10 protein-coding genes are annotated in these 13,363 nt (G+C 68.7%); 2 read left to right on the top strand and 8 right to left on the bottom strand.

The annotated features are described in order from the left end of the window. Positions 1-147: 147 nt before the first annotated feature. The 5 genes from ACGFML_RS26780 to ACGFML_RS26760 form a co-directional block, all read right to left on the bottom strand. A complete protein-coding gene (locus tag ACGFML_RS26780; RefSeq protein ID WP_393547823.1) occupies positions 148-933 on the bottom strand; it encodes a hemolysin III family protein in 786 nt (261 codons plus the stop codon). 54 nt (positions 934-987) lie between these two features. Beyond that, on the bottom strand, positions 988-1,296 hold the full coding sequence (locus tag ACGFML_RS26775; protein WP_393547822.1) for an SCO5918 family protein: 309 nt from the start codon (positions 1,294-1,296) through the stop codon (positions 988-990). A gap of 178 nt (positions 1,297-1,474) precedes the next feature. Continuing rightward, complete coding sequence (locus tag ACGFML_RS26770) at positions 1,475-2,989, bottom strand: DEAD/DEAH box helicase (RefSeq protein WP_327703717.1); 1,515 nt, start codon at positions 2,987-2,989, stop codon at positions 1,475-1,477. A gap of 347 nt (positions 2,990-3,336) precedes the next feature. Continuing rightward, entirely contained in the window at positions 3,337-3,540 is a 204-nt protein-coding gene (locus ACGFML_RS26765) for a cold-shock protein (RefSeq protein WP_069775160.1), read from the bottom strand. A gap of 917 nt (positions 3,541-4,457) precedes the next feature. After that, entirely contained in the window at positions 4,458-4,991 is a 534-nt protein-coding gene (locus ACGFML_RS26760) for a MarR family winged helix-turn-helix transcriptional regulator (RefSeq protein ID WP_393547819.1), read from the bottom strand. 269 nt (positions 4,992-5,260) lie between these two features. Here ACGFML_RS26760 and ACGFML_RS26755 point away from each other — a divergent pair, with 269 nt between their 5' ends. Together ACGFML_RS26755 and ACGFML_RS26750 are read left to right on the top strand one after the other, a co-directional pair. Next, positions 5,261-6,331, top strand: coding sequence for an alkene reductase (locus ACGFML_RS26755; RefSeq protein ID WP_393547817.1), 1,071 nt, complete (start codon positions 5,261-5,263; stop codon positions 6,329-6,331). Between the two features lie 81 nt (positions 6,332-6,412). Next, positions 6,413-7,327 carry an NADP-dependent oxidoreductase gene (locus ACGFML_RS26750; protein WP_393547815.1) on the top strand — a complete coding sequence of 305 codons (915 nt, stop codon included), beginning with the start codon at positions 6,413-6,415 and terminating at the stop codon, positions 7,325-7,327. 629 nt (positions 7,328-7,956) lie between these two features. On the opposite strand, the gene ACGFML_RS26745 is transcribed toward ACGFML_RS26750, so the two are convergent. The 3 genes from ACGFML_RS26745 to ACGFML_RS26735 all read right to left on the bottom strand — a co-directional run bounded on the left by ACGFML_RS26745 (position 7,957) and on the right by ACGFML_RS26735 (position 12,569). Continuing rightward, the gene (locus tag ACGFML_RS26745) at positions 7,957-10,251 is read right to left on the bottom strand and encodes an MMPL family transporter (protein WP_393547813.1); all 2,295 of its coding nucleotides are present in this window, start codon (positions 10,249-10,251) and stop codon (positions 7,957-7,959) included. Beyond that, entirely contained in the window at positions 10,245-11,087 is an 843-nt protein-coding gene (locus tag ACGFML_RS26740; protein WP_393547811.1) for a lysophospholipid acyltransferase family protein, read from the bottom strand. Before ACGFML_RS26740 ends, ACGFML_RS26745 begins: the two co-directional genes overlap by 7 nt. A 927-nt stretch (positions 11,088-12,014) precedes the next feature. Beyond that, positions 12,015-12,569, bottom strand: coding sequence for a DinB family protein (locus ACGFML_RS26735; RefSeq protein ID WP_393547809.1), 555 nt, complete (start codon positions 12,567-12,569; stop codon positions 12,015-12,017). Positions 12,570-13,363 lie beyond the last annotated feature (794 nt).

Below are 13,363 nucleotides of genomic sequence, written 5' to 3'. Positions count from 1 at the left end.
GGCCTGGCGCCAACGGGGCTGAGCACCGCGGTCGAGGTGTCCCCTCTCGCGGCGGCCTCCGAAGGTCCGCGACTCTGATTCACCGGGAGCCGGGCGGGCCATCGGGACGTGGGACGGACGAGCCCACGCGCCAGGACACCGCCGTGGTCAGCAGACGGCGAGGGCGAGGGCGATGTAGTGCGCGGTGAAGCCTGCCACCGTCAGGGCGTGGAAGACCTCGTGGAAGCCGAACCAGCGAGGTGAGGGATCGGGGCGCTGGAGGGCGTAGACCACCGCGCCCACGCTGTAGAGGAGACCGCCGGTCACGATCAGGGTGAGTACGGCCGCTCCGCCGGTGTGCAGGAAGTCGGGCAGGTAGCGCACCGGTGCCCAGCCCAGGGCCAGGTAGCAGGGGGTGTACAGCCAGCGGGGAGCTGCGACCCACAGGACGCGGAAGGCGATGCCGACCAGCGCCCCCGTCCACACGACCCACAGCAGGACGGGCCGCTGGTCCGAAGGGAGGAAGAGCACGGCCAGGGGGGTGCAGGTGCCGGCGATGATGAGGAAAATATTGGCGTGGTCGAGACGACGCAGAACGGCCTCACCGAGCGACCCCCAGGTGCCGCGGTGGTAGATGGCGCTCGTCCCGAACAGCAGCAAAGCCGTAACCGAGTACACAGCGCAGGCCAAGGCCGCCTGCGGGGTGCGAGCCAGGCAGATGAGCGCAACGCCTGCGATCAGCGCGGCGGGAACCATGCCGGCATGGAGCCAGCCACGCAACCTCGGCTTGATCGGCGCCACCAGGCCGGCCGCCCCCTCCGCCGGAGCGGCAGCCGGGTGAGAGCCCTCCCCGACACTGTCACGGTGTGCTCCGCGGGGTTGGCCGGCTGGAGCACGTTCCCCCCTCACCGGGGCGAGGGGCACACTTGCGGATTCGGCGGCGTCGCGGGACACAGCTTCCGTCCTCCTTCGGACTGTCGGGCCTCGCTGACAACCAGACAGCCACGGTCAGGCCCGGGCCGGGTGCCCCAGCAAGGCCGACGCCGTCTCCAGTGGGGTGAGACCGGTCAGCGGCACGAGCGCGGCAGCCGGGCGGCACACGAAGCCGAGACGGCTCAGAGCTCGGGTCACTTCGCCGGTGGAGAAGTCACGACGGTCCTGCCCGGTGATGATCTCCCCGACCTGTTTGACGGGGTAATGGCGGCGGCCGATGAGCACTGACTCACCCATGACGGGTTCGGGTCTGATGCCCTTCATCGCATCCTGCACCTCGGTCTTGAGCAGGTCGAAGGGGAAGCGGGCGATGACAACGCGCATAGTGCCTCTACAAGGTCGAAGAGAAGCCGGAAACGGATCACCGGCCCGGGCGGAGAGGTATCAACGGGCAATGGCACTGCCTGGCCACTCGCTACGACAAAACCGCCACCATCCACCTCGCCGGACTTCACCTCGCTGCCATCTTCATCTGGTCAGCGAGGTGATCCGAAAGAAACGTCTAGGCGGCCCGGGCCGAGGTGGTCTGCCGTGCAGCCGGTGTCGCGGTTCGGGCTGCCCCGGCGGCACGGCGGGCCTGGGCGGGGCGGCTGCGGCGGCCGCGCGTGGAGGAGCCGCTGCGCTTGGCGCGTTCGACGACTGGTGCGGCGATGGTGACCGGGATACCGGAGGGTGCCTGGGCGCCGGTGATGCGGCTCAGTTCGGCCTCGCCGGAGCGGACCTGGGTGGACTGCGGGGTGATGCCGGCGTCCGCCATCAGGCGATTCATGGTGCGGCGCTGGTTGGGCAGGACGAGGGTGACGACGCTGCCGGACTCGCCGGCGCGAGCGGTGCGTCCCCCGCGGTGCAGGTAGTCCTTGTGATCGCTCGGCGGGTCGACGTTGACGACGAGGTCGAGGTTGTCGACGTGGATGCCGCGGGCGGCGACGTTGGTGGCCACCAGGACGGTGACATGGCCGGTCTTGAACTGGGCCAGGGTGCGTGTGCGTTGGGGCTGGGACTTGCCACCGTGCAGTGCCGCGGCGCGCACGCCGCTGTTCAGCAGGTGTTTGGTGAGGTTGTCGACCGCATGCTTGGTGTCCAGGAACATGATCGACCGACCTTCGCGGGCCGCGATCTCAGTGGTGGTGGCGTGCTTGTCGGCACCGTGGACGTGCAGCACGTGGTGCTCCATCGTGGTCACGGCACCCGCCGAGGGATCGACGGAGTGGACCACCGGGTCGGTGAGGTAGCGGCGGACCAGGAGGTCGACGTTGCGGTCCAGGGTGGCCGAGAAAAGCATGCGCTGCCCCTCGGGCCGGACCTGGTCGAGCAGGGCGGTGACCTGAGGCATGAAGCCCATGTCGGCCATCTGGTCAGCCTCGTCCAGCACGGTGATGGCGACCTGGTTGAGGCGGCAGTCGCCGCGCTCGATGAGGTCCTTGAGCCGTCCGGGCGTGGCGACGACCACTTCGACGCCGCCGCGCAGTGCGCTGGACTGGCGGCCGATCGACATCCCGCCGACGACGGTGGCCATCCGCAGCTTCAGCGATCGGGCGTAGGGGGTGAGTGCGTCGGTGACCTGCTGGGCCAGCTCCCGGGTGGGGACCAGGGCCAGGGCCAGCGGCTGGCGGGGCTCGGCGCGCTGTCCGGCGGTGCGGGCCAGCAGGGCCAGACCGAATGCCAGCGTCTTGCCCGATCCGGTGCGTCCGCGGCCGAGAACATCGCGTCCGGCCAGCGAGTTCGGCAGCGTGGCGGCCTGAATGGGGAACGGGGCGGACACGCCTTCCGCGCCGAGGGCCGCCAGCAGTGCCGGCGGCATGTCCAGCGCGGCGAAAGTCTCGGCCGGGGGCAGGGCGGGAGTGTGGGTGACGGGCAGGGCGAACTCTCCCTGCAGGGTCGCGGGACGCCGTCCAGGGCCTCCGGAACGGCCCGTGCCCGAGCGGTTCGGCCCACCGGAGCGGTAGCCGCCGCGGCCTGAGCCGGACGAGCCGGCAGAGCGGGAGTAGCGGTCATTCGTGCGAGCTGTGCGGTTCATGGAGAACCTTCCTCGATGCGGTACGTCGAGGAATTCCCGGCAGCGATGAGCCGCACACAAAGAATCGCAAGAACGAACCGATGAATTGAGATGAAACGAAGCGGGGCGGAAATATTTCGCCCCTGCACGCCGAAGCGGGAACGGCAACGTCGCAAAAGAAGAGCGAAACAGTTGCCGAATCATGAATCCGGGCGGATTGCCCGCCGTGTCATAGCGGTCGGGAAGTCGAACTGGCTGCCCGCACGCCGCGTGTGCGGCCGTTGTGGGGCACACGGGAAACACCGAAAAGCAACGAGCTGGGGCCCGCACCCAAGGTGCGGGCCCCAGCTACGGTGTACGCGTCAGCGTCAGGCGGGAACGATGTTCTCGGCCTGCGGGCCCTTCTGGCCCTGCGTGACGTCGAAGTTCACCTTCTGGCCCTCCTGCAGCTCGCGGAAGCCCTGGGCGGCGATGTTCGAGTAGTGGGCGAAGACGTCGGCGCCGCCACCGTCCTGCTCGATGAAGCCGAAACCCTTTTCCGCGTTGAACCACTTCACGGTGCCAGTAGCCATGTCATATCTCCTTCGGGGCAGTGCCCGGAGCCCGCACCATGCAGGCTCCGTGTCGCTGCGTTGATTGCCCGTCCGGAAATAAACACCGGAAATACGAAAGCGCTCCGCCGTGTACGACGGCGAGCACGCTTGAAGTCTTGGGAACCACAACTGCAACTGAGATCGACGGTAGCACGGTACTGGCGGACATACGCGGCACATGATCCAGACGGTTTCGAGAGGGTAAAAAACCCTTACCGCGCCAGTGGCCATTTCTACAGTTGCGGCATGAGATATTCAGCATCGACGCTCGCCCGTATCCGACCCGAAATGCGTCGCCCCCCTCAGCCACCGCCCAGGCTCCGCCGGTGCGGCCGAGCACCGGCCGTGCCTGGCCGAACCACACCACACCACACAGCCGTCGGGGCGCCTCGCGGCGCGGCACGCCGGGCCACAGTCCTCGTTTATGCAGGTCAGGCCCGCAATGGCGCGTGCACGCCCCATTGATTCCCAAGCTCAGAGCGCGGGTTCGATGCCCGTCACCCGCTCCATATGAAAGCCCCAGGTCAGCGACCTGGGGCTTATCTGTTCTCCGGTCCACTCGTGGGTCGCGCGCCATGCACGTGCCATAACGCGCCCACCAGCGGGCGCAGTTGGCACCCACAAGCCTCCTCGCGGCTATGAACTCGCGCAGAAGCGCGGTGGTGTGGATGCGAGCGCGGGCCAGGAGGCGCGCACCCCTTTCCTGCCGCAGATCATGACGTTCCTCGTCGGGACGACGGTTCAGATGCCGTCCGCCTCGGCCACCGTGAACGCCTGCGGCGTCCCGGGGCCCATCGGGCCGCCCTTGTCGAACTGGGAGCGGACGACGAGCGTCCGGCCGCGGCTGTGGACCCTTTACCCACAGCCCTTTTGCTGCCACTGCATCCGTCGAGGTGCTAATTCCCCCCGCACGCTCCGTCGGGATCGGCGGCAGCCTGGACGAGGTTCTGTTCCAGGCGTTCGAGGGTGTGCAGGGCCGCGGTTCGCTCGTCGGCGGAGAGGCCCGCCGTGGAGAGCTCCTCCAGGTGGTTCCAGACCTGCTCGACCTCGCGGCGCAGGGCATGGCTGGCCGCCGTGGGTTCGATGAGTGAGGCGCGCTTGTCGGTGGGCGAGGGGCGGCGACGGACGAAGCCGGCCTGCTCCAGGCGCCGGACGGTGCGGGTCATGGTGGCGGCGTCGGAGTCCATCAGCCGCACCAGGTCGGCCTGCCTCTGGGCGCCGAGCTCCCACAGGTGCATCATCACCAGCTCCTGGCCCGGATGCAGGCCGATCCGGCGCAGTAGTTGCCCAGCGAACATGCGGTGCAGGCGGGCCAGGCGGAAGATCGCGTGACTGACCGGCCCGCCGCCGGCCGCGGCCGGTACCGGAACGGTGACCTCCTGCCCCGCCTCTGCGGGGCCCTTCCCCGTTTCCGGTGTGGACTGCGTCATCGGAACCTCACTTTCCTGCTTAGGCAGCATAAGCCTACCTTCCGACGCGACACCCGGCGGCGACTGGCGGCACCTGACGACACCCACCCCACCACCAGGGCATATACGGGCAGGTAGCGACGTGTTACGTGCTTCACACGGGACAGCGGGAATGGATTCGGGACGGTTACCTGTTCGAGCAGGTGATTTACTTGTTCAGGCAGGCATCTGCTGGTGCGGGCTCATGAGCGCCCGGCCACGGAGCACTACTCACCCGAAGGAAGAGACCCATGACCACCGCTTTCGATCCGATCACCCTGGGCGGCAAGCGCCTGGCGAACCGCCTCGTGATGGCGCCGATGACCCGCAGCCGCGCCAACGGTCCCGGCGCCGAGCCGACCGAGCTGATGGCGACGTACTACGCGCAGCGGGCCGCCGCCGGGCTGATCGTCACGGAGGGCATCCAGCCCTCGACGGTCGGCCAGGGCTACCCCGACACCCCCGGCCTGCACTCGGCCGGGCAGGTGCGGGCATGGCGGACGGTGACCGACGCCGTGCACCGTGAGGGCGGTGCGGTCTTCGCGCAGCTGATGCACACCGGCCGGATCGGGCACCCGAGCCTGCTGCCCGACGGGCTGGTGCCGGTGGGGCCGTCGGCGGTGACCGCCGAGGGGCAGGTCTACACCCACGAGGGGCCGAAGGAGTTCGTGACGCCGAAGGAGCTGAGCGAGGCGGAGATCCGGCAGACCATCGCCGACTTCGCCGACGCCGCCAGCAACGCGGTCGAGGCCGGGTTCGACGGCGTGGAGCTGCACGGCGCCAACGGCTACCTGATCCACCAGTTCCTCGCGCCCCACACCAACCTCCGCACCGACGAGTGGGGCGGCACCACCGAGGGCCGGATCCGTTTCGCCGTCGAGGTCGTCACCGCCGTGGCCGAGGCGATCGGCGGCGACCGGGTGGGCCTGCGGATCTCGCCCGGGAACCGGTTCAACGACATCTCCGAGGACACCCCGGACGAGATCTACCTCGCCCTGCTGGACCGGCTCGCCGGCCTGGACCTCGCCTACCTGCACCTGATGGAAGGGCCGAACCGCGACCTGACCCCGCGGCTGCGCAAGAGCTGGCCCGGCACGTTCGTCCTCAACCCCTTCACCTATCCCGACGCCACCGGCCTCGACGCGCTGGGTCTGATCGAGGACGGGAGCGCGGACATGGTGGCCTACGGGTCGCTGTTCCTGGCCAACCCCGACCTGCCCCGGCGCCTCGCCTCCGGCGGTCCGTTCAACGACCCCGACAAGGCCACCTTCTACGGCGGCGACCACCGCGGCTACACCGACTACCCCACCCTCACCGCCTGAGCGGCGACCGCACTGAGGCAGCCGCGCGGTGCGTCACAGCGCGTGCGGCCCCTCTCCACTCGCCCCTTCCTGGGAGTTTCGATGTCCAAAGCAATCACCTTCTCCGAGTACGGCGCGCCCGAAGTGCTGCGGCCGTCGGAGGTCACCCCGCCGGAGCCCGCGCCGGGCCAGGTCCGGATCCGGGTGCGGGCCGCCTCCGTGAACCCCCTCGACCTCAAGATCCGGTCCGGTCTGATGGCGAAGGCCGCCCCGGCACGCTTCCCCGTGGTCCCCGGTCTGGACGCGGCCGGTGTCGTCGATGCCGTCGGCGAGGGAGCCGATGCGGCCGTGGGGGACGAGGTCCTCGGTGCCGTCATCGGCGGCAGCTACGCCGAGTACGCCCTGCTGGAGCGGCCGGTGGCCAGGCCCCGGGCCCTGCCGTGGGAGGTCGCCGCCTCGCTGGTCACAGTCGGCGAGACCGCGTCCCGGGTCCTGCGGCAGCTCGGTGCGCAGGCCGGGCAGACCCTGCTCGTCCACGGCGCCGCGGGCAGTGTGGGCACCATCGCGGTGCAACTGGCCGTCGCCCGCGGCATCACCGTCGTCGGGACCGTCGGCGAGCACGACGTCGAGCGCCTCACCGCACTGGGCGCCACCGCGGTCCGTTATGGCGACGGCTGGGCGGAGCGGGTGAAGGCCGCGGCCCCGGAGGGAGTCGACTTCGCTCTCGACGCCTCCGGCGCCGGCGTCCTCGCCGGCTCCGTCGCCCTGACCGGCGACAGCGGACGCGTGATCACCATCGCCGATATGTCCGCCGCCGAGCACGGTGTCCGCTTCAGCGCCGGCGGCGCGGGCAGCGCCGACCAGGCCGAAGACTCCCTGCCGCAGCTGGTGCAGCTGGCCGCGGCCGGCGAACTCGACGTCCCCGTGTGGTGCACCTATCCGCTCGACCAGGCCGCCACCGCCCACCGGGACATCGAGGCCCGGCGCAACAGGGGCAAGGTCGTTCTCCTTCCCTGAACCTCCGTGCCGCCGCCCGAGCCGCCGGAGCCGACGAGGCGGCCCGGGCCGCGGCCGCCCCCCCCGGCCGGCTCCCGCCCGGGCCCGCCGCCTACTCTCCGGCTCGGGCGCGCCCTCCATGTGCCCCATCTCTCGGAAACTCCCACGACAAGCGGACTGTCGACGGCCTGCGCGCGCCACCCAAGGCGTGGGCGTCCCGGATATCGAGACGCATCTTCCGCGACCTCCGTCAGCGTCAGGTCCGGGCGTGTGAATGTGCCCATCAGAAGAGGCAGTTCACGCGGACGGTACGCAGCTCTCCGACTCTCCGGTGCGGGGTCCTCAGCAACGCACCCATGGGCTGGGCCCGGCTTGTCCCTCCTCGTGTTCTTCGACAGAACCCGCGGCACCTCGGTGGAAGCCGCGGTCGACGCTCCGCCGGCTCTTTGCCGGCGACTCGGATCCGGCGTCACACAGCTGCCTGCGGCGCATCTGCTGGGGCGTCTCGGTTGCGTACGCCTCCTCCGGTTCCGGCACCGTCCGGCGCCTTCGTGGCCGATGTGACGTCTGCGGTGTCCCTGTCTCCGAGGCGGACGGGGGCAGAGACGGCGTCACCGTCGCCTGCCCGGTACGGGCTCTCCGGGGCCTGGTCAACGGGCCAGGAGGGGTTTGTTCGTGGTGAGGCATCGAGGAAGCCACCAGTTGGCCGCGCCGGCGAGACGCATGACCGCCGGGACGAGGAGTGTTCGGATCAATACGGTGTCCAAAAGGATGGATACCTCAATGGTGACGGCGAGCATTTTTACGCCGGTGACATTTGAGGTGGCCATGGCTACGAGGACAGCTGTCATCACTGCGGCAGACGCGGTGAAGAGTGGGGCGGCGGACTGCAACCCCTTTGCGGTGGCCTCTGCCGTGCTGTTGGTTCGGCGGTACGCCTCGCAGATGCGCGACAGCAGCAAGACCTCGTAGTCCATGGACAGGCCGAAGGCAAGGCAGAACACCACGAGCGGAATGATGAGATCGATGGAACCGGTGACGGCGAAGTCGCCGACGAGCCAACGGCCGTGGCCTTGCTGAAAGACGAAGACCATCGTGCCGAAACTGCCGGTAAGGCTGAGCAGGTTGACCAACAGGGCCTTGCACGGGAGGAAAAGGCTGCGGGTGGAGATCAGCAGCAGAACGAACATTCCCGCGGCGATCAAGGCCAAGGCGAGGGGAAGCCGTTGGGCCAGGGCGCTGCGGGCGTCCAGGAATTCGGGGGTCTGTCCGGCGAAGAGGGGTGGTACGGGGCCGTGGACCGCTCGGAGCCGTTCGGGGAAGCCGAGTCCCTGTGGAGTGAAGGGGTCACAGCTGCAGGTCACGGTCAGCAGGGTCGACGACGGCGCATCGCCGTAGCGAGCCGGCGCCGGGGCACATCCGGCGGATGTGGACGGGTTCACCGGCCGGGTGGCGGGAGCGCAGGCTGCAGGCGGCACGGCGCTGGGCGTGTACGCGACCGGCGAGGTGCGGATGTTGCTGACCCCCTCAACGCTGGACAGGCGCCTTACGTAGGCGCGCAGTTCCGTGGCACGACCTTTACCACTGCTTGCCGACCAATGCGGAAGCAGCACGTCGACCTGATTGTGAGACTGCGGGAACCCGGTACGCAGCATGTGCGCCGCTTCGGCCTGCGGGGTGTTCGAGGGCAGCGCACGGTCGTCGCTGAAGCTGAATCTCACGTCGTGGAACGGCATGGCGAGAACCAGCAGAAGCCCGGTGACGGCCACCGTGACCCGGACCGGTCGCCGGATGACCTGGCGGGCCAGGCGGTACCAGCGAGTACGTGGCCGATGGGCCGGCCGGCGCCATCGCGCGAAGAGGTCGCCGCGGAAGAGACGGTCGCCCCAGCAGGCGAGGGCCGCCGGAACCACCAGCAGGACGGCTCCGGCGGTCAGGAGCACGACGCTGATGCCCGCCAAGGCCAGTGAGCGTGTCAGGAACATGGGGAAGACGAGCAGCCCCAGCATCGCTGAGACCATCGCGGCGGCAGAGACCGCCACTGTGCGTCCGGCTGTCCGCGTGGTCTCAAGGATCGCATCGTGGGTCGCCCTGCCGGACGCTGTCTCCTCCCGGTAGCGGGCGACCATGAACAAGCTGTAGTCCACGGCGAGGGCCAGCCCGACCGCGGTGGTCACGTTGAGGGCGAAGATCGATACATCGGTGAGCGCGCTGAGCGCACGCAGCACAGCCTGTGAGCCGAGAACGGCCAAGGCGCCGATCGCCAGCGGCAGGCAAGCGGCCGGCAGGCTGCCGAAGCACAGCAGGAGCAGCAGCAGGACAATTGGCGCAGCCAGCATTTCGGTGCGGGCGAGATCGTTCTCCCCGTAATGCTGCAGAGCCTTCGCAGTGACCGCAGAGCCGCTGGCCTTCACCTCCAGCGCACCGTGCCGGCCGGTCACCTGCGGCAGGAGCCGGTCCAGAACCGCACGGAATTGCTGCGGCCCTCCGGCCAGACGCACGGAGACGAGCGCCGAGCGGCCGTCCGTCGAGAGCATGGGGTGCGCGTTGGCCACGCCGGGGGCAGCGCGGTCCGGGGTATTGGCCACGTGCGACGGGTCCGCCGGAGTGGGGGGAACCGTCGTCCAGTACGCCTCGACACTGCGGACACCTGAATCGCTGCGCAGTAGCTGAACCAGCCGCAGGCCGGCATCGCGAGCGGCCGGAGCATTGGGTGTCCCACTCGTCCGTGCCAGCAGGACGAGATCGGGTGTTCCGCCGTTGTGGTCTTCACGTACCAGCGCCGCCGCTCGCTGTGACGGGGAGCCCTGTACCAACCATCCGCCGGGCAGCAGGCGCTGGGAGACATCGCTTCCCAGAACGGCGCACACGACAGTGACCACGGCCGCCGCGGAGAGAACGAGCCTGCGATGGCGCACTGCCCACCGCGCCAACGCAGTCAGCACGTTGGCCGATCCACCGCGGCAGGGGGAGGGGCAGGGATGCTGGCGGTGGGAGCGAAGGTGTCGACGTAGGTCTGACCGGAGAGGTCGGCGATGCTGACCATGAGATGCCGGGTGAGAGCACGAAGTTCGAGGGCAGCAGGCCGTACAGCATTCCCGCTCGAAAAGGATGACGCATCAACGGCAGGCCCGAACCGAATGCGAATACTGCGAGGGCACCGGTGCACGCCGACATCTCGGTGGCGGCAGGAACTCGTGATGCCGACAGGAATGAGCGGAACCTGGGAGGTCAGGGCCAAATGCGCGGCACCCGAGCGGCCGCGGTGCACGTTTCCGTCCAAGGAGAACGTCCCCTCAGGAAAGATCACTAGGACTCTTTTGCCGGCCAGGACACGGGACGCCCTTCGCAGAATGCTTCGAATTGCATCGGGTCCGCCGCCACGCTCGGTAGGAAGACACCCGATCCGCTTGAGATAGTTGCCGCGGATGCGGCCGGCGAGACTGGTAGAGGCGAAGCTTTCTTGCTTGGCCAGAAAAAACAGCCGTCGTTGGGCTGCGGCCATCAGAAAGAATCCGTCAGTGGCCGCAAGGTGGTTGGGGGCCAAGATGGCCGGCCCAGCGGAGGGGAGATGGTGGGCACCCTCAACGACGAGAGGGCAGAACGTCGCTCCATAAAGGCCGAACAGTGCGCGAGTCGCTCCATACAGAGGCGGGACCCTTTCCAAGAAAATCTCTCCTTTCCTGCCTTTCCGTGATGTGCATGTATGTTTTCCAGCGCCGAAGAATAGGCTACGCCACGTCCCTTCATCACGCTTCGGTGTCTGACCCAATCGGGGCATGGGCGTGGGGCACGATCATTCATGGACGACAGGCTGCAAGATGCACGACATCGATCAGATTCCGTGAACATTCCGCGGAGCGGCAGTAGCGCGAATACCGATGACGGGACAATGTTCGCACTCTCAACGGTAAGCAGTGGGCCTCGCCGTCGAGTTGAAGTGATCGGGCGTCCCCTACTGCCCCGCAGAATTTCTCGAAGTTCCGTTCCTGTCTGCACAGATCAGGGGCAGGCAAGACACCGAGTCACGCCTGCCCCGACACTCAGACGTACCGCACAGCCCGCTGCGTGGAAAGAGCGCCCTACGCCAGGGCGCAGAGCGCTCCCCGCGTACGTACGTCCACGGCCCCGATGGTCATCTCATCGCGGCCACCGACCAGTTGAACGGAGACCGCGCCTACGAGCTTGAGCAGGCGGACGACCTCTCGGAGACGTCGGCGGCCGGCAGCGTGCGCGCGGTTTCGGTTGGGCGGGAGGCACGGTGAGCCGGACTGTGACGGCTGCCTTCGCCGACCCCTGGACCCGCACGACCGAAAACTCGCACGCCTGGAGTTCCGCGAGCGCCGGCGAGTCGCCTGCCGACGTGCGACGTGTTCCTCCCGGGCGGCCGCACGCTGCGCGCCCGCTCGTCGACCCCCTCCCACTTGTTCACCGCGTCGGCGTGTTTCCCACGAGCACACTGTGCGGCGCCCAGAACTGACGGCACGAGACACTCAAGCGGCCGCGTACAGCCCGCTCAGCACACTGTTTGCGCAGGTCAGGGGCGTCCGTAGCGCGCGAAAGCGCCCTGGTTCCCAAGCTCGGAGCGCGGGTTCGATTCCCGTCACGGGTGCCACACCTCAAGGCTCGGCTCCCTCCCCAACCCCGTTGGATTCCAGGGGACTTGGTGCCGACGCGCCGGTCCCGGGCGGCCGGACCGCGCCGCTGGTCAACCCATGCTCTTGGCGCCGTCCAGGCACTCGCGGATGATGTCTGCGTGGCCGGAGTGCTGGGCGGTCTCGGAAATGATGTGCATCAGCACCCGGCGGGCCGACCACCGGTCTTCAGACTCGAACCACGGCGCCTTCGGCAGCGGCTGGGTGGCATCCAGATCGGACAGGCCGGCGACCACGTCGTCGGTCCGGCGGGCCACCTCAGCGTAGTTGTCCAGCACACCCGCCAGCGTCTCGTCGGGCAACATGCGGAAATCGTCGGCCCGGCGAGCCCAGTCGGCCTCGGTCATGGTGGTGAAGTCGCCCATCACGGTCGGTCCGTCCAGGATGAAGGCGACCCAGATCCGCTCAACCGCGGTGACGTGCTTGATCAGGCCACCCACGCACAGCTCACTGGCGGTGGTCCGCAGCCCCGCCTGCTCGTCGGTGAGGTCGCGGGCGGTGAAGCGCAGCATGTGCCGGTGCTTGGCCAGCATCGCCAGCAAGTCCGCGCACTCGCCGGTGGCCACTGACGCGTGGGCCGTGCTGGTGGTCAGCTCGAGGGAGGTCATGGTGTCCGCCTTTCTTGGTCCTGTTCCGCGGGATGGGACCAAGCTAGAGACCATCTAGGTCAGTTGCTGTCCTATACCGAAGATCCCCGCGGGGGGCGCCAACGACCCGTGCCGCACGGTCGGCCATCTGGTCGGCAAGCGCAGCACCGACGACCGTTGCCCGAGTGGGGCTCGGTGCCGACTGGACCACGCTCGCGCGGGAAAAGACCGCCAGAGCCCGGCACCGACCTACCCGATCACAGCCTTCTGCAACACGCTTTAGGGTGATCGGGAAAGGGCGGCGGGCGCTGTGCAGCCAACAGGAGGTGACAGATGGGGCCATCCGATCCCCCGGTGATACGCGTGCCGGTCGGGGAAGGCTCCGATCGTTGGGTCAGCCGGGCAACACGTCGCCGTGTCCTTCTCGTGGTGCACAACGTCGCCTCCGCCGGACGTCTGCTGGACGTACTGCCGCTGTTCCACGACGACCTCCGGGTACAACTGCTCATCACCTCGACGGAATCATCCGTATTCCAAGGCGGAATCCGAAAGCTTTTCGCCGAATTGAACCTGCCTGTCATGCCCTGGGCGCAGGCCCTGCTCACCCCCGTGGACCTTGCGATTTCCGCCAGCTTTGGTGGTCAACTGCATCGCCTGAAAGGTCGCTTGACCGTTTTGTCGCACGGTGTGGGATATACTAAGAGGTTGGCCAAGCCGGGAGCCGGGAGCCGGGAGCCGGGAGCCGGGAGCCGGGAGCCGGGAGCCGGGAGCCGGGAGCCGGGAGCCGGGAGCCGGGAGCCGGGAGCCGGGAGCCG

Origin of the sequence: Streptomyces sp. NPDC048650 (genome assembly GCF_043199095.1) — a bacterium.
Classification (GTDB): Bacteria; Actinomycetota; Actinomycetes; order Streptomycetales; family Streptomycetaceae; genus Streptomyces.
This window is presented reverse-complemented; position numbering and strand designations above follow the sequence as displayed.